The organism is Sphingomonas sp. ABOLH (genome assembly GCF_003951715.1).
In the GTDB taxonomy this organism is placed as follows: Bacteria; Pseudomonadota; Alphaproteobacteria; order Sphingomonadales; family Sphingomonadaceae; genus Sphingomonas; species Sphingomonas hankookensis_A.
In genome coordinates, this window is the sequence record NZ_QQWV01000003.1 from 1 (window position 1) to 16237 (window position 16237).

Here is a 16237-nt window from a genome sequence, read left to right on the forward strand (position 1 = left end):
CGCATGGCACGGTCCATGGCTCTCGACCCCGCCCCGGCTACCCCCACGCCGACTCCGCCCGCGCCCGCCACCAAGCCGAAGCGTTCGGAAGGGGCGGACCTGATGGTCTTCCTGCTGAAGCTCGCCATCGTGGTGTTCATCATCCGCTCGTTCCTGTTCTCGCCCTTCTCGATCCCGTCGGGATCGATGCAGCCGCGATTGATGATCGGCGACTATCTGTTCATCACCAAATGGAACTACGGCTATTCGCGCTATTCGCTGCCTTGGGGCATCCCGCTGATCCCCGGCCGCATCCTGCCGCGCACGCCCGCGCGCGGCGACGTGGTGGTGTTCAAGGCGCCGCCGAGCGCGAAGCAGGACTATATCAAGCGCGTGATCGGCATCCCCGGCGACACGGTACAGATGCGCGGCGGACAGCTGTTCCTGAACGGCAAGGCGATCCCGAAGCAGCGCGTCGCCGACTGGGTCGCGCCGGTATCGCCCAACACCAATTGCGACTATGCCTTCCAGCGGATCGTCGCCGAACAGCCGGTCTGCGCCTATCCGCAGTTCCGCGAGACGTTGCCGAACGGCAAGAGCTACAACGTCCTCGACCTCGGCACGACCGAGGCGGACGATACCGGCGTGTTCACCGTGCCGGCCGGCCATGCGTTCCTGATGGGCGACAATCGCGACGACAGCGCCGACAGCCGCTTCCCGGCACGCGAAGGCGGCGGCATCGGCATCGTCCCGCTGGAGAATATCGAGGGCAAGGCCGTCGTGAACTTCTTCTCGACCGATGGCTCGGCCGAATGGCTGCTGCCGTGGACGTGGTTCTCGGCCGCGCGGTGGCACCGGATCGGGGAAGGCTTCTGAGCGACGCCCTGCACGACTGGGTCGGCCAGGCGCTGGGCCGTGCGCCGACCCGCATCGACGATTACGCCCGCGCGCTGACCCATGGCAGCACGGCACGCGCGACCTATGAGCGGCTCGAATTTCTCGGCGACCGCGTGCTGGGGCTCGCCGTCGCCGAATGGCTCTACGAACGCTTTCCCTCGGAGAGCGAAGGCGCGCTGTCGAAGCGGTTCAACGCGTTGGTGACCGGTGCCGTCTGTGCGGAAATCGCGCGCGGCATCGGCGTGGTCCCGCATCTGAAGCTCGGCAAGCAGGCGCGCGACGACGGCGCCGGCGACAGCGACAATGTGCTGGGCGATGTGATGGAGGCGCTGATCGGCGCCTATTATCTCGACCATGGCCATGACGCCGCGCGCGCGTTGGTCCGCACGCTATGGGGATCGCGGATCGACGCGCAACTGCGCGTGCCGCGCCACCCGAAATCGGCGCTGCAGGAATGGGCCGCCGCGAACAATCGCCGTCCGCCCGAATATGCGATCGTCGACAAGAGCGGCCCCGGCCACGCGCCGCGCTTCACCGTGCGCGTAACCATCGGCAAGCTGGCGGCGGCCGAAGCCACCGGCACGTCGAAGCAGGAGGCCGAGACGCTGGCGGCGAAGACGTTGCTCGCGCAACTGGGCGACTGAGCCCACTCCAATGGTTTTGCCTTCGCCGCCCGCCCCGTAGCGCGGTGGACTGCAACGGCTGCCCCGAACTGTTGAACCGCGACGTGCCGAATGGGCTACCCGATGGGACCACGCTCTCTGCCGCGGCATGACCAAGCTCACTTGGCTCAGATAAGACCTCTGCCCAAATGCCTGTTCCGTACCCGGGCGAAGGCCGGGGTACGAAGCGGTGGCAGTTGGGCGAGCGACGTTCGCAGAGGCCATGCCCAGGACCGACTGCGCATTGCCCACCCTTAACTCCGCCATTGCCTTCCGCCGCGCCCCGGCTACGCTCCGCCCCATGCCGACCGCCCCCGCCGCCACCGCCCTGCTGACGCTGCAAGGCTCCGCCACCCCGTTCGACGGCATCGCCAATGTCCGGGTCGAGGAATATGCCGTCACCGGCCGCAGCGTGGCCGCGATCCGTCGATCGATCGACGCTGCCCGCCCGACCGATCCGAACGACGGCAAGCGCGTCGACGGGCTCAGCCGCTGGAACATCAACTGGCGCTGGCGGCGCGATGCGGCGGGCACGTGCAGCACGACGCTCGACAATATCGGGTTCGAAGCGGTCGTCACCGTTCCCCGCCTCGCCGACTCCGACGTCCCGGCCAGGGTCCGCGCGCAGTTCGACCGCTACCTCGCCACGCTGCTGAAGCATGAGGAAGGCCATGTCCGCTATGCGTGGGACCATCGCGGCGAGGTGGCCGACGCGATCAACGCCGCCGGCTGCGACGGGATCAAGGACGCCGGCATGGCGGCGGTGCGCACGATCGCCGAGCACGACGTCGCCTATGACAAGGCGACCCGCCACGGCGCGGACATCATCACTCCGTTTCACTGAGGCTCGCAGCAGATCCGCGTTCAGCCGCTCAAGCAAGGTTCGCGGTTCACAGGATAACGTCTCATCGTCACCCCGGGCTTGACCCGGGGTCCCGCTTCTTAGTCGCCCGACGCAAAAGCAGGACGCCGGATCAAGTCCGGGGTGACGAGATGATCGGTCGCTTGTCGATCGCCTCCTGCCGCTGCGATTACCGTGCCCCGGTCTGCTGCGCGAACTCGGCCTTGGTCACGTTCAGCACCAGCTGCCCCCGGATCGTGCCGAACACATCCGCCGGGACCATCGCCCGCGAGCTGCCCGACAACAGCTGCACGCCCTCCGGCTTCACCGCCTCGATCGTGCCCAGCGGCACGCCGGTCTTGTCGAACACCGATGCGCCGATGACCAGGTCGGACGGTTTGGCCGCGACGATCCGCTTGGCGCTGCGCCGCGACGCGCGTGCGTCGACGGTCGTGCCTGCCTCGTCGCGGATACGGTCGAGCGCGAATTGCTGGTCGCGGTCGCTGGTGACGCTGCGCGTCGTGTCCTCGGAATTGGGCGAGCTGCTCGGCGCCCCGCCGACCGGCGCGATCTGCGCCTGCGCCGCCCCCGCCACCAGCAGCAACGTTGCCGCCACGCCCCGGAATTTCGCGCTCATCCATCCCTCCATCGCTGATTGTTTGCGCTAACGTTACGCCGCCGCTCGCGCCGCCGCAAAGGTTTCCGTCGTTACCGTCCGCCCAGCACGCGCAGTTCGATCCGCCACCATCCGATCGCCCACAGCGCCCCGAACAGCCATCCGGCCAGCACGTCGCTCGGCCAGTGCACGCCCAGATAAACCCGGCTGACCCCGATCGCGACGACCAGCGATGCCGCGGCCGCCATCGCGAACGCCCGTGCGGCGCGCTGGCGCAACAGCGGCCAGGCGAGCGTCGCCAGTGTCAGGTACACGATCGCCGAATTGGCGGCATGGCCGCTGGGGAAACTGTTCGACGTCTCCGCCATCAGGTGCGGGACCAGATCGGGACGCGCGCGGGACACCGCCTGCTTGAACAGCATATTGGCCCAGCTGCCACTGGCGCACGCCGCCGCGATCAGCAGCCCGGTCCGCCACCGTCCGGTACTGGCCAGCAGCAGCGCGACGAAGGCGACGACGATGGTCAGCACCGTCGTACTGCCGAGCGCGGTGACGTCGCGGACCATCGACGTGAATTTCTCCGACGCGACCGGCGCGCCATCGGTCCCCCGCAGCGCCAGCAGCAGCTGCCGGTCGAACGCGAAGCTGCTTCCCCGCACTACCTGATCGGCGAGGAAGAACAGTAGCAGCAGGACGAAGCCGGCGGCGGCGATGCCGATGATGCTCCACGGCGTACGGCGGGACGGGCGGGGTTCGGGACGAAGGGTTTCGTTCATGCAGGGCGCAACGCAGAAGGGGGCTAAAGTGTTACCCCCGAAACGAAAACAGGAGAGCGTTGCATGAAAAAGCTGATCCCCCTGGCAGCGCTGGGTGCGCTGGCCCTGACGGCCTGCGGCGACCAGAAGACCGGATCGACCACGCTGACCAGCAATTCGGCGACCGGTCAAGTGGTGTCGTCCGAAACCGGGGCGGGCGCGGAAACGCCCAAGCTGCAACCGGGCAAGTGGGAGATCCGCACGCAGGTCAGCGACCTGAAGATGGCGAACATGCCCGCCGGCATGCCCGCCAACCCGCCGGCGCAGACCAACACCATCTGCATCACGCCGGAGCAGGCGGCGAAGGGACCGGAGGAAATGCTGAAGCAGTCGGGCGCGGACTGCACCGTTGCCAGCAACAGCTTTGCCGGCGGCAGGATGGAAAGCGACGTCAGCTGCAAATTGCCCGGCGACACGCAGATGACCGGCAAGACGACGGGCACGTTCACCCCGACAAGCTTCACGACCGATCAGCAGATGGAAATGACCGGCCGGACGGCGATGTCGCAGAAGGTCCGCATCGAGGGCAAGCGCATCGGCGAATGCGAAACTAAGTAACGGCGAACGCTAACAAATCCCGGCGCTGCGGCGCTTTAACTTTGTCACAGGTTTCTTGACCTGAACCGCCGAGCACCTTGCAGATAATGCCGGCGCTAGCGCGTCGAGGCAAGCTCGTCATTTGGTTCGCAACGACTGTCCGCAGCCCGCTCGAGCATGGCTGACCAGCCCGCGCTCAACGAGTTCACGGCGAGACCATCCGCCATGCAGGCGGGCGACGCCGGCTCGCTTCAGCTCGTGGTAGAGGCCGACCGCATTGCGGTTGGAGAAGACGGCGGCCTCGCCGGTGAAGGCGATGATGCGGGCCAGCGCGTCAACTGCCTCGCGCGAGACCCCGTTCCCCTTGCCGTAGCGTGAGATTTCGATGCCGCGCGATGCGATCGCCTCGGCGGTTTCCTCGAAGCCGGCGCCGAGGATCTCGCCGGCGTCGCGCATGGACACGTGCGTGAACCTCAGGAAACTCTCGTCCCGCTCGCGCTGGCAGAGCGGGAGCTTGGGCAGTCTGGCTGGATCGACATGAATGCTGCGTGCGGTCGCCGGCTGGGTCCCGGCCACGTAGTATGGGATTCGCCTCCCAAGCAATGCCGCCAGCACGCGACCCCAGGGCTTTTCACCCGGATACCTGATCATCGCGCTCCGCAGCGTGATGATCCCCGGGGGCGGTTGGTGACGGATGGCGATGGAATCGAGTTCGCGAGCGAAATTCTCGACGGACGTGGCGTCCAGCTTCTGACCCTGGAGGATCACGACGCCCGGATGATTCAAGGCCGTGAGCAGAGCAGTGTCCGAGCTGTCGGGGCCGTCGCTCGCGGTCGGGACCGGCTGGGGGAATGCGATCTGGCTGATGGCGTAGACGGGGATCTCGAACCGGGCGGCGACGGATTCCGCGGTCGTGGAAGTGCGAAGCAGGTTCCGCAGCGCATCCACGTCGTCTGCGTCATACCGCACGCGCTTGCGTTGTCCGCCCGGCAACTCCTCGAAGCGGACTGCCTTGGCGTCGCGAAGCTGTTTCAGCTGCTGCGACGAGGTCCAGAGTTGGATGTTCGTCTCCGTCGCCGTGTAGTAGCGCGTGTCCTTCGCGAAGGTCTGGACCTTGCGACCATCGATGTCGGGGAACGCGAGGGCGACGAGGCGCCCTTCCTCCATGTGCTGACGTTGCGCGATCCATCGGATATCGCGACGCATGGTCTCATAGGCGGCCACGTCGCCGGCGATCGCGTCAAGCCGCCTGTCGGCGAACGCCTGCATGGAGGCGGGCCACCGCCGCAGCAGCGCCGCCCCCGTCGCAACCACCTTCACCACCACGTCCGGCCCTGCCTCCGCCAACTTCTCGACGCCCCCTCCTCGTCGACCGGACGTCGCGACGATCCCCGCGCGCAGTGCCACACCCACCAGCGCCGTGCGCGAGAAGGACTGGATGACCGAGGGCAATTGTTCGACCGCTTTCGCGCCGGCGTCCGGATCCCGCGACATCAGATCGGCGAAGAGGCGGTAGTCGTCGGCCGCATAGAGCGGCAGCGGCGGGGCCTTCGACGGTGCGATCTGCTTGCCGCAGCCTTCGCAGGCGTCGAGCCCCCGGGTCCAGCGCCACCCCAGGGGTCCGCAATCCGGGCAGGCGTCGACGAGCAGTTCGAGGGATTCCGGGCAGTAGGGCAGCAGCAGGTTGAGCCAGTCGCTGCGATGGTATGGCCCCTTGCGCAATGACACCGGGCTTATGCGGCGTCTCTCCAGGTCGAACGCGGACCTGGGCGCAACGAGATCGCCCAGAACGATGCGATCTCGTCGGTCGGACCATGTGAAGGCGATCGTGTGAAGGTTCGCCGGCTCGGTGCGGATGACGCGCGCGATGCGATCGAGCATGTCGGTTGGGGCGCACTGTATCAAGCCGATCCTGGCGACATGGACGCCGCCGCCTTCGAGCGCGGTGGCGATCCTGGGGAGTCGGTGCTCCCGGCAGGCGGCGGCGAGTGCACCGATCACGCTTTCGCGGGGCCCGGGATCGTATTCGAACCGCAGGCGCTTGAACGGGGCCTCGGCGACCTTCACGAGCCGCCGCGATTCGAGAACGGATCGTGGAGCACCCACTTCAGCTTCATGGCGAAGCCCCGGGTCGCGACGCTCATGTCGTGCCGTTCGATCGCGGGCGATCCGCGACGCAGCGCGTGCTGCGCCGCCTCGCACACCACACGGCACACGCGACCGACGTGCCCGCTGCTGACCGTCACGAGTTGGGTCCGGAAGCCAATCTTGTTCAGGCCGCTCAGCTCGTCGATGATCCCGCCCTCGACCATCGACTGGTCGAGGCGTTCGCAGAAGGTGAGGAAGAGTTCCTTGTCGTGAGCGTCGCCACGGGGATTGAGCGGCCTCAGCTCGAGCGGCGTGCCGAGGCGGGAGGCGAACTTGCCGTTCTTCTCGAAGAACTTCTCCGCGTCCTCGTCACCGACTAGGATGAGCGGCAGGATGCCGCGGTTCAGGAACGTCTTGAAGCGGTCGGTGACCTGTCGGGCGTCGGTCGTCTTGCGATCGAGGTGCTGGACCTCGTCACCGACGATCCCCTCCACGCCGAGCCTGCGAGACATGGTGAGGATGCGATCCTCGAGGTCCTCGATCTTCGCGTTGCGGTCGTTCCAGTGGTCGTCGCCCATCTCGTATAGGATGCGGCGGAGCCAGGTGGCGACCGATGTCGTCTTGTCCAGCTCGATGCACAGGATCTGGTGTGGATTGGGTGGCAGCCCCGCCTCGGCCCGCCTCAATGCCGCCATGCGAACGAGATGTTCGATCATGCGCGACTTTCCGGCGTTGCTGTGCTCGGACAGGCAGCGGCCGTCGATCGGCCCACCAAGAAGCGACTGCATGGATTTGAGGTAGCTGAGCAGCTGCTCTACCACGATGGTCTGGGGCTCGTGCTCGATGTAGTTCGTCTTGAAGAACGGCACGACCGCCTCGACCCGCGCGTTGCGGGCCGGGTCGGTGAACACCGGCTTGGGATCGCCGCGGACGGGCGGCGGCTGGACGCCGAGCGGATCCTTTTTCGCGTTGGTCACGCATCATCTCCCGAAGAGGAATTCTCGGAGCGGCGGTCATCGTCCGCGTCCCAGTCGATGCCGCCGTCCAGGTCCTCCTGCTCCTGGTCGGCGGCGAGCATGTCGAGGTTGGATCGGGGTGCGGGATCGAGTCCGCCCCAGTCGCCTGCCGGGCCACGGTTGGTGTCCGCGCGCGCGTCCGTGCCGTCGTCCGGTGCGTCTGCGGAGCGCGACTGCGTGGGACCGAGCGGAACGTCCGCTCGCTTCGAGCCGCCTATGTCCGTCGGGATCATGAAGGCGGAGAAGTCGGTGAGATCGGGATCGTCGGCGACGTTGCGCGCCTTCGCGCGCACCTCAGCACGCTCGAGGACCGCCCCTGCCTTCTTGGCGATGGCATAGGGCAGATTGTGCAGATCCTCCCACTGCTGCTGAAGGGATTCCGCCCGGCGCAGGGCTTTCTGCTCGGCCGTCTGCGCGCCGGTGCTGCCCGCGATCACGCAGGACTGGTGGAACTTGTGCTCGAACCGGGTGAGGAACTGGGTGTAGTCGGGATCGTCGGACCAGAGCTCGACGAAGTCGTTGCCGGCCTCGTCCACGATCTCGATGATGTCGAGGTTCCAGTCGAAGACGCGCAGCCACACGTCGCACCGCGCGGTGCCTTCCAGCCGTTTGGAGAACGCCTGGGCGGCGAGGTTGCTCGACAGCGTCTGCGTCACGCCCTCGCGGTTCCACCTGTAGGTGATGTTGTCGTGGACGACGCCATCGGTGGTGAGAACCCCGGGGACCGTTCGCGCGAGGTTGCGCCGGACGTCCTTGGGGTCGCTGAAGCGGGTCCGCTGGGCCGAGATGAACTCGAGCATGACGTCGTTGGGCTTCCGCCAGCCGATGGCCTCGTGCGCTGTGTCGTTCCACTCGAGCCGTAGCGCCTCCAGCTTCTGCGCGAAGCTGGCGCGGGTCATTGCCGCCTCCTTCATCGGATCGCGGCGGATCGAGCGCCGGCGGCTACGGGCGGACAGAACAGTGCCGGGTTCGCCTTCCAACCTGTGCTTCAGCCATCCGAAATAGTTCTCGACGTTGGACTTCTCGTCCGACCCGTATCTCTTCGCCAGTTCGACGCGTCCGATGACGCTCGCCAGGTTTCCGATCGCGGACGGCGGTATGATGGCCTTGTCGTTGTCGCCGCGCAGCAGGCCCTGACGGCCGAAGAACAGCACGCGCATGGGATCGGCCGCCATCTGCTCCTTGGTAAGCACGGGGGGCGTGAGCGCACCCATGAGCGCGTACATCCCCATTTCGGACCGATAGGGTCCGCTGAAGGGCGTGGTTGGATATGCGAAGAGCGCGCAGGCATCGATGACCTGCACGATCTTCATCTTGTTGCTGGGGATCTCGGCGTCGGCCGAGAACAGACACACCTGCTCGAACTCGGTGCCGTCGATGTAGGCGAGCTGGAACGGACGGGTGATGGGCATGCTCTCGCCCGAGGCGAGGAAATAACGATTGGCTTCATGCGGCCCGTGCTTGGACGTCCAGGCCTCCATGTCCTCGCACTTGTTGATGCGGTTCACGACCGTGCTCTTGTGCGGCGGAGCGTCGCCGATGCCGGTGGCACCCGCGTCCTTCAGCCGGTGCCAAGCGGCGACGGTCAGCGAATAGGCGTCCATCTTCTTGATGGCGTCGACGGACCAGTGCAGCGCCATGGCCTGATGGACGAGCCGGTCGACGATCCGCGGCAGCGGCGAGCGGCCCTTCTCACGGCCGCTGCGGTTCATCATGACGCCGACCTTCTCGCCGAAGGCTTCGAGATTGTTCATCCAGCGGATGATCGAGCGGCCCGATGCGACCTCGTCGTCCGGATACATCTCCTTGGCGAAGTCCTCGAGCGCCGTCGCGGATTTGGGCTTGCCCTGGGCGAGCGCCGCCAGCGCGAGCTCGTATTTGCGGACGGCCTTGGGCTGCTTGGCGAGGCAGGCCGTCCGGTCCCAGCCGAGATAGCGTCCGCGCCATTCGGTGAGCGTCGCCTCGCTTGCGGTGAACTCGCGCAGACGCCCCGCCGCGAACTCGTCCAGCAGCCACTGGACGGTCGGTCGCACCATCACGCCCGGGGCCGCCTCGACGAAGAACTCGTCGTCGGTCCCTTCGATGACGAAGCGCAGGACGAAGTCGTCCACCTCCTCGACGAAGGAGATCCGCGTGCCGTCGTGCGCGAAGACGGTGCCGGCGGGGATGCGCAGCGGACTCGGCATCAGGCGACCTTCCGCTGGAAGCGCGCGAGCAGCTCGCGGAGCGCGAACGCGCTCGCGGGTCGCGGCGCCGTGACGAGCGTGTCGGCGGTCGGCTCGGACGAAAGGTCGAAGTCGACCACGCGCCGCATGAGCATCGCGTAGAGCTTGTCGACCGCGTGCGCGCGGTGGCCGCCGAGGGCGGCGACGACGTCGGCGTAGCGGGCCCGGCCGCCGGCGGCCATGACGGCCGCGCGGGCCCGGCCGCCGTCGGTCGACGGATCGAAGGTCGTCAGGCGGGCCTCCATCGCGATGCCGTGCGCCTTCTGCACCTCGTCCCTGCGAAAGACTGTCCCCTTAATTCTGAGCAGCGTGTCCATGCCCGAGGCCGACATCGCCATGTCGATCCGCTCGAGCGGACGTCGGATGCCTGCCGCTTGGAACCACGCGTCGTCCGACTTGATCTCGCCGAACCGGACGCTGTGGTCGTCGTATTCGATCCCGACGTCGGGATACTTGTGGATCACGCGGCCGTCCGCGCGGCGGAACGTCAGCCGGAGCGGCTGGAACTGGAAGTCCAGGTAGCGCGGCGACATTTCCAGATGGTCGGCGACCGCCGGCTCGTTCGGCCCCTCAAAGAATTGGAGGCGCTGCGGCTTCTCGAAAAAGCCGGCGCTCGTCCCATAGTCCTTGTCGTAGGTCATGCCCGTGCGCACCATGCCGAGATCATCCGCGGCCTCGATGCCGATCAGCACCCAGCGAGCCGGGTCCTTCACCCCGTTGAGATGGTCGGCGACGACGTGCCGGTGCGGCACGCGCATCACCCGATGCCGAGGGGGACGCCGCGACGGGCTCCAGCCCGCGAGCGGATGCGCGTGGGTGAAGACGGGGAGCCGCGAGGTCGGGACACTCGGTGCACCCGCGGCTGGCGAGCCACCCGCGGCAGCCATCGACTGTTCGGTTTCTACATCCCCGTTCCGCTGTTCGTCTCGCAACATCCGCGACGCCTTTCACAACCTGCGTGGCGGAGCGGCAGCGTCGCCGACGCCGCAACGACTCAACCAGTCGCATTCTTATTCGGAAGTTGCATATATATGACTTGAACGATGCGGCAATGAAAAACTCGCGTTTTTATTCGACAATGGCGCCTTCGATGGTTAATGAGCGCGGATGGAAACGGACCGCGATCGCGAGGTTTCGCTGCCGTCGGAGCTGGTCGCGGCCTTTCAGGATCGTGCGGCCGGCGAGGCGGATGTCTGGCGGCGCCTTACGCCGGCGCAGAGGGCGCGGGCTTTGGCGCGCTTCGCGGCGCTGCGGCAATGGGATGGCGGCCGCGGCGAGTTGGACGTCGTGTCCGCCGCCGCTCTCGCGGGCGACATGAGCGTCAGTCGCTTCTACCGCATCGCCGCCGAATGGCGCGACACTCCGTCGCTCGCGTCGCTCGGCGTCTTCGCGCGCGCGGGCGCGCGCAAGTCCAAGGTCGACAGCGACGTTCTGGAAGCGTTGAGCGATGCCGCTCGCCAGGTGGTCCTGCTGTTCGGCGACATGTCGACCAGCGCCTTGGTCGACAGGATGGTTCGCTTCGCGCGCCTGCCGGAGGGCGCGAAGGTCCCCGGCATGACGAAGCTGCGCGAAATCGTGCAGGCGGAGCAGCGGCGGATCGCTTCCTCGATGCCGCTCGGTCAGGTGCTTCTGTCCGATTGCGTCGCGACATCGCTGCCTCGTGTCGATGGGCGGCCCCACATCGCCTTCCTCTGCATGGATGCGGGAACCGGCGCGGTGCTGGGCGTCGGCGTCGGCGCGATCGAGGCGGTGATTCGCGGCCACAACGGCGCCGCCAACGACGCGCTGCGGACGATCGAACGCGAGGGCGGGCGGTGGCGCTGGTCGAACGTGTTCTCGGTGATGCGCATCACGGCCGGCGAGGACATCGACCGGATCTCGAGCGTCATGCACGAGCTGAATTCCCGGTTCAGGGATACCCACTTCATCCTTGAGCGCGGCGAGCGACGCTATGGTCGGATGATCGCCAGGACGCTCGGTCCTCGCCTCGGCAAGGTGACCTTCACGCCCACGCGCACCCTGGCGGGCGATGCGCTCGCCGCGAATAGCGACATGACCGCCTGGACCGAGGCTGACGCATACGACGCGCTACGCCGCGCCGCCGACGCGCACAACGACGCGCTGGACCTGTCTCGCGCGGGAGCGCCTGAACCGCCGCCGCACCTTTACAAGGCGTTGGCGACGCTGGGCGGCAAGCACGACTAGGTCGGTTCGGCGGCTACCGTATCGCCGCTGATCACCTCGTTGTGGCGGCGGATGGCGCGTTCCACCTCGGTCGCCGCGGCGTCACCGTCCAGCGGTTTGACGGATCGGGCAGCCAGCAGGCGATCCGGGTTGGCGGTGTGCGGCCGGTGCAGGATACGCAGCCCGCCGACCATGCGGCCCAGGTTGCTGGCGATCGTCGTCCCTGTGGACCTTCCGCCAAGGAGCGGTTCGCGGCCGAGACGCGCGAGGTGCACCGGCAGCACTTCTTCGCGGTCGGCGGCGGAGACCTCGACCTGCAGGTCGGCGGGGACGTCGCCCATGGTCGCGAACGCTCGGGCGAGCGCCAGTGCCGCACTGCCGCGCTTGCCGGGGTCCAGTGAGACGTCGCTGCCGATGATCGTCCGTTCGGGCAGGAGCATCGCGATCGCGACTTCGGGAAACATGTTGCCGTCGCCGTGCAACGTGGGCAGTTCGGCCCATACGCGTCCAACCACGATGCGGCGCGGCTCGTTGGTCCGGATGGGGCTGGTGGCGCGCGCGTCCATGACATAGGTCCACAGGGCGCCGCGCGAGGGCGTGACGGTGCCCGCTGCCTCGCATCGTCGTGCCACCTCGCGGAGCAGGTCGGCCAGCTTCGCATCCGCGCCGAGTTCGCCGATGACCTCGACCACGATTGACCGCGATTTCTCGGGCACGCCGTCGCGCCGCGTCCTGGGCCGCCCGCGCTCTCCCGCCCCGACCATCTGCGGCTTGCGGTGGAGGCGCCAGGCCTTGGCCAGCCGGTAGAACTGGGCGACGCCGATGCCGATCTCGCCGGCATGCCGTTCCGCATCGGCGCGCGTCGGGCGCTCGATGGCGAGATAGCGGTCCAGCACGCCGATCCGGCGCCTGACCTCGCCGCGACGCAGCGGGTCGATACCCGACAGGTCGAGTTCGCTCATGCTCTTTTCCTTCTCGTAAGGCTCTTCCCCGCCCCTCCCCCCGGACTGGCAGTCAGGTGCCGTCAGCTTGACGGCGCGATCGCGCTCGGGACGGCGCTCCCGATCCGCCTCGCATCGACGCGGCGGCGCTGGCCGAAGCGCGGCCACTCGTCGCGGACCGATCTGAAGCGCGCCGCGCCAGCCGTCGCCAGCCGGGCGTGCGACGAGCGCCCCCGCTTCGGCGAGGCATGCCCGAACGGGCGCTGGAACGATCGAGGGCTAAGGGCGTCCGGCGCGTATCAGAAGGCAGATCCACCTATGGCAGACACCGGAACATCCATGACGCGCACCATCGATCGCCGCCAGCTTCTGCGCGGTGCCACGCTGACCGGCGGCGGCCTCGCTCTCGCGGCCTACATGCCCGCCTGGGCGCAGTCGGTATCCGCAGGGATCGTCAAGCCGCTGCCGACGGTGTCGGGCGAGGACATCACCCTGCGCATCGCGCACCAGATGATGATGATCGACGGTCGCGAGAGCCACGCCATCGGCATCAACGGCACGGTGCCGGCCCCGCTCATCCGCCTGCGCGAAGGCCAGAACGTGCGGCTGCACGTCGAGAACGCGCTCGACGAGGACAGCTCGATCCACTGGCACGGGCTCATCCTGCCGTTCCACATGGACGGCGTGCCCGGCGTCAGCTTCCCCGGCATCAAGCCGCGCTCGACCTTCACCTACGAATTCCCGATCGTGCAGTCGGGCACCTACTGGTATCACAGCCATTCGGGCCTGCAGGAGCAGCTCGGCCACTACGGCCCGATCGTCATCGACCCCAAGGGCGTCGACCCGATCCAGTCGGACCGCGAGCACGTGATCGTGCTGTCCGACCACAGCCAGATGCACCCGCACATCATCTTCAAGAAGCTCAAGCAGCAGGGCGGCTACTTCAACTTCCAGAAGCAGACGCTGGCCGGCCTGCTCGCGGGCAAGGACCAGTCGGCCAAGGAACGGCTGGAATGGGGCGCCATGCGCATGGACCCCACCGACGTCGCCGACGTGACCGGCAGCACCTACACCTATCTCGTCAACGGCCACGGCCCGCGCGACAACTGGACCGGCCTCTTCCGCCCCGGCGAGCAGGTGCGGCTGCGGATCATCAACGCTTCGGCTATGACCACCTTCAACTTCCGCATCCCCGGCCTCAAGATGACGGTCGTCCAGGCCGACGGCCTGCCGGTCCGCCCCGTCGCCGTCGACGAGATGCAGATCGCGGTCGCCGAGACATACGACGTCATCGTCCAGCCCGCCGATGAGCGCGCCTACACGATCGTCGGCGAAAGCGTCGACCGGTCCGGCATGGCGCGCGCCACCCTCGCGCCGCGTGAGGGCATGGCCGCTGCCGTCCCGCCGCTGCGCCGCCGACCGCTCGCCGACATGAAGGACATGGGCATGGGCGGCATGGACCACGGCTCCGGCGGATCGATGGCGGGCATGGACCATTCCGCCATGGGCCACGCCAAGCCGGCAGGCGCGGCGGCACCGGCATGTCCGCCGGAACACGCCGCCATGGGCCATTGCAAGCCGACCGGCGACGCTGCGACCGGCGGTGGTCAGCAGGGCGCGATGGACCACGCGTCGGGCGGCATGGATCACTCGATGCGCGACTTCTCGGTCGCGCCGGAGGTCAAGAAGACGCCGACCGTGCAGACCATTTCGCCGATGCCGGTCGACCGGATGGGCGAGCCGGGTCAGGGCCTCGAGGACGTCGGCCACAAGGTTCTGGTCTACACCGACCTGATGGCGGTCGACCGCAACCCGGACGTGCGCGCGCCCGACCGGTCGATGCGCATCCACCTCACCGGCAACATGGAACGCTACATGTGGGCGTTCGACGGCGAGAAGCTCAGCGAGGTCAGGAAGCCGATACCGTTCCTGAAGGACGAGCGGGTGCGCGTCACGCTGGTCAACGACACGATGATGGGTCACCCGATCCATCTGCACGGGCACTTCTTCGAGCTCGTCACGGGTCATGGCGAGTTCGCGCCGCGCAAGCACACGATCCAGGTCCAGCCGGGCGGCACCGCCACGTTCGACGTCACCACCGATGCCGTCGGCGACTGGGCGTTCCACTGCCACATGCTCTACCACATGCACGCCGGGATGATGCAGGTCGTCTCCGTCCGGCCGCGCGACGGAGATACGAAATGAGCCTCGTCCTCAGCGCCATGCTGCTGGCTTCGGCCGCCCAGTGCACGCCCGAACACGCGGCGATGGGCCATTGCAAGATGCCCGTGCCCGCCAAGCCGAAGGCTGCGGCGGCCAAGCCCGCGCCGAAGGCGAGGCCGAAGCCGAAGGCTAAGCCGAAGCCGGCGGTCAAGGCGCCTGCGCGTCCGGCACCGCGTGCCTCAACGTCGCCATCATCCGCCGCGGCGGCCCCAGGTGCGGCACCGATCGATCCCTCGTGCCCGCCCGAGCATGCGGCGATGGGCCACTGCACGCCCAAGACGTCGGCGGCGCAACAGTCGGCACCCGCTGCGGCTGCTGCACCTGCACCTGCGGCCGCGACCGATCCCGATTGTCCGCCCGAGCATGCCGCGAAGGGTCACTGCACCCCCAAGGCGACCGCGCCTGCCGTCTCTTCGGCCCCCATGGGCAAGGGCGGCACCGCGCTGCCGGCCGGGAACGCACCCGCGCCCGCTGCGCCGGAGGCGAACTACGCCGATCGCGTGTGGGGCCGCGACGCGATGGCACCCGCGCGGACGGCACTGCGCCGCGAGCATGGCGGCATGTCGTATTCGCAGCTGATGCTGAACCTTGCCGAGGTGCAGTTCCGCGACGGCCGTGACGGCTACAGGTGGGACGGCGAGTTCTGGTATGGCGGCGACATCAACCGCCTGACGATCAAGAGCGAGGGCGAAGGGACGTTCCGCGAGAATACCGAGGGCGAGGTGCAGGCGCTCTACAGCCGGGCCGTCGGGCCCTATTTCAACCTGCAGGCCGGCGTCCGCCAGGACTTCGGGCCCGGCCCGGACCGCACCTACGCCACGGTCGGCTTCGAAGGGCTCGCACCTTACTGGTTCGACGTCGAAGGCGCGCTGTTCCTGTCCGACAAGGGCGACGTGTTCGGGCGCCTGGAAGGCTATTACGACCAGCGCATCACTCAGCGGCTCGTGCTGCAGCCTCGCGTCGAGTTGAACCTGTCGGCGCAGGACGTGCCGTCCAGCGGCCTGGGGTCCGGACTGACGGACGCGGAAGCCGGGCTGCGGCTGCGCTACGAGATCAAACGCGAGTTCGCGCCCTATGTCGGCGTGTCGTGGGAGCGCAGGCTCGGCGACACGGCGCGCTATGCCCGCGCCGCGGGCGAGGGCACCGGCGGCTTCAGCGTGGTGGCGGGCGTTCGCGCCTGGTTCTGATTGGCCGGGGGGCGAGCGGGCAGCAG

The 16237-nt window shown here is 67.9% G+C and carries 14 protein-coding genes; 7 read left to right on the forward strand and 7 right to left on the reverse strand.

From position 1 onward, the window contains the following. Positions 1–15 precede the first annotated feature (15 nt). The 3 genes from lepB to CA237_RS01895 all read left to right on the forward strand — a co-directional run bounded on the left by lepB (position 16) and on the right by CA237_RS01895 (position 2382). The gene (lepB, locus tag CA237_RS01885; RefSeq protein WP_126012558.1) at positions 16–855 is read left to right on the forward strand and encodes a signal peptidase I; all 840 of its coding nucleotides are present in this window, start codon (positions 16–18) and stop codon (positions 853–855) included. Next, positions 792–1520, forward strand: a complete 729-nt coding sequence (rnc, locus tag CA237_RS01890; protein ID WP_198158466.1) for a ribonuclease III — start codon at positions 792–794, stop codon at positions 1518–1520. The genes lepB and rnc overlap by 64 nt, the downstream gene beginning before the upstream one ends. Positions 1521–1839: 319 nt before the next feature. Continuing rightward, entirely contained in the window at positions 1840–2382 is a 543-nt protein-coding gene (locus CA237_RS01895) for a DUF922 domain-containing protein (protein WP_164523807.1), read from the forward strand. Between the two features lie 187 nt (positions 2383–2569). On the opposite strand, the gene CA237_RS01900 is transcribed toward CA237_RS01895, so the two are convergent. Together CA237_RS01900 and CA237_RS01905 are read right to left on the reverse strand one after the other, a co-directional pair. Then, positions 2570–3016 (reverse strand): hypothetical protein, encoded by a 447-nt coding sequence (locus tag CA237_RS01900; RefSeq protein ID WP_126012564.1) that lies wholly within the window; start codon positions 3014–3016, stop codon positions 2570–2572. A 71-nt stretch (positions 3017–3087) separates the two neighbouring features. Continuing rightward, positions 3088–3771 carry a phosphatase PAP2 family protein gene (locus CA237_RS01905; protein ID WP_066686881.1) on the reverse strand — a complete coding sequence of 228 codons (684 nt, stop codon included), beginning with the start codon at positions 3769–3771 and terminating at the stop codon, positions 3088–3090. A gap of 63 nt (positions 3772–3834) precedes the next feature. Here CA237_RS01905 and CA237_RS01910 point away from each other — a divergent pair, with 63 nt between their 5' ends. After that, the gene (locus tag CA237_RS01910) at positions 3835–4368 is read left to right on the forward strand and encodes a DUF3617 domain-containing protein (RefSeq protein WP_066686878.1); all 534 of its coding nucleotides are present in this window, start codon (positions 3835–3837) and stop codon (positions 4366–4368) included. A gap of 117 nt (positions 4369–4485) precedes the next feature. Here the strand turns inward: CA237_RS01910 and CA237_RS01915 are convergent, their stop codons facing one another. The 4 genes from CA237_RS01915 to CA237_RS01930 are packed head-to-tail and all read right to left on the reverse strand — an operon-like array spanning position 4486 to position 10434. Beyond that, positions 4486–6414, reverse strand: coding sequence for a hypothetical protein (locus tag CA237_RS01915; protein WP_126012567.1), 1929 nt, complete (start codon positions 6412–6414; stop codon positions 4486–4488). Next, positions 6411–7412 (reverse strand): TniB family NTP-binding protein, encoded by a 1002-nt coding sequence (locus tag CA237_RS01920; RefSeq protein WP_066686872.1) that lies wholly within the window; start codon positions 7410–7412, stop codon positions 6411–6413. Before CA237_RS01920 ends, CA237_RS01915 begins: the two co-directional genes overlap by 4 nt. Further along, positions 7409–9637, reverse strand: a complete 2229-nt coding sequence (locus tag CA237_RS01925) for a hypothetical protein (protein WP_126012570.1) — start codon at positions 9635–9637, stop codon at positions 7409–7411. The genes CA237_RS01920 and CA237_RS01925 overlap by 4 nt, the downstream gene beginning before the upstream one ends. Further along, on the reverse strand, positions 9637–10434 hold the full coding sequence (locus CA237_RS01930) for a hypothetical protein (RefSeq protein ID WP_066686868.1): 798 nt from the start codon (positions 10432–10434) through the stop codon (positions 9637–9639). Before CA237_RS01930 ends, CA237_RS01925 begins: the two co-directional genes overlap by 1 nt. 349 nt (positions 10435–10783) lie before the next feature. Between CA237_RS01930 and CA237_RS01935 the strand changes: the two genes are divergently transcribed. After that, positions 10784–11881: a hypothetical protein gene (locus tag CA237_RS01935; RefSeq protein WP_066686865.1), complete on the forward strand. Its 1098-nt coding sequence runs from the start codon at positions 10784–10786 to the stop codon at positions 11879–11881. Here CA237_RS01935 and CA237_RS01940 read toward each other — a convergent pair. Then, positions 11878–12822 (reverse strand): hypothetical protein, encoded by a 945-nt coding sequence (locus CA237_RS01940; protein ID WP_066686863.1) that lies wholly within the window; start codon positions 12820–12822, stop codon positions 11878–11880. The two genes, CA237_RS01935 and CA237_RS01940, sit on opposite strands and share 4 nt — an antisense overlap. A gap of 318 nt (positions 12823–13140) precedes the next feature. Here CA237_RS01940 and CA237_RS01945 point away from each other — a divergent pair, with 318 nt between their 5' ends. Beyond that, complete coding sequence (locus tag CA237_RS01945; protein ID WP_066686861.1) at positions 13141–15006, forward strand: copper resistance system multicopper oxidase; 1866 nt, start codon at positions 13141–13143, stop codon at positions 15004–15006. Further along, the gene (locus CA237_RS01950; protein ID WP_084401169.1) at positions 15003–16211 is read left to right on the forward strand and encodes a copper resistance protein B; all 1209 of its coding nucleotides are present in this window, start codon (positions 15003–15005) and stop codon (positions 16209–16211) included. Before CA237_RS01945 ends, CA237_RS01950 begins: the two co-directional genes overlap by 4 nt. The last annotated feature ends 26 nt before the right edge of the window (positions 16212–16237 follow it).

Coding starts and splice junctions, on each gene's coding strand:
- CA237_RS01940 (WP_066686863.1), bottom strand. CDS start 12,822: ATGAGCGAACTCGACCTGTCGGGTATCGACCCGCTGCGTCGCGGCGAG.
- CA237_RS01935 (WP_066686865.1), top strand. CDS start 10,784: ATGGAAACGGACCGCGATCGCGAGGTTTCGCTGCCGTCGGAGCTGGTC.
- CA237_RS01900 (WP_126012564.1), bottom strand. CDS start 3,016: ATGAGCGCGAAATTCCGGGGCGTGGCGGCAACGTTGCTGCTGGTGGCG.
- CA237_RS01910 (WP_066686878.1), top strand. CDS start 3,835: ATGAAAAAGCTGATCCCCCTGGCAGCGCTGGGTGCGCTGGCCCTGACG.
- CA237_RS01950 (WP_084401169.1), top strand. CDS start 15,003: ATGAGCCTCGTCCTCAGCGCCATGCTGCTGGCTTCGGCCGCCCAGTGC.
- CA237_RS01930 (WP_066686868.1), bottom strand. CDS start 10,434: ATGCGCGTGCCGCACCGGCACGTCGTCGCCGACCATCTCAACGGGGTG.
- CA237_RS01945 (WP_066686861.1), top strand. CDS start 13,141: ATGACGCGCACCATCGATCGCCGCCAGCTTCTGCGCGGTGCCACGCTG.
- lepB (WP_126012558.1), top strand. CDS start 16: ATGGCTCTCGACCCCGCCCCGGCTACCCCCACGCCGACTCCGCCCGCG.
- CA237_RS01905 (WP_066686881.1), bottom strand. CDS start 3,771: ATGAACGAAACCCTTCGTCCCGAACCCCGCCCGTCCCGCCGTACGCCG.
- CA237_RS01895 (WP_164523807.1), top strand. CDS start 1,840: ATGCCGACCGCCCCCGCCGCCACCGCCCTGCTGACGCTGCAAGGCTCC.
- rnc (WP_198158466.1), top strand. CDS start 792: ATGGCTGCTGCCGTGGACGTGGTTCTCGGCCGCGCGGTGGCACCGGAT.
- CA237_RS01925 (WP_126012570.1), bottom strand. CDS start 9,637: ATGCCGAGTCCGCTGCGCATCCCCGCCGGCACCGTCTTCGCGCACGAC.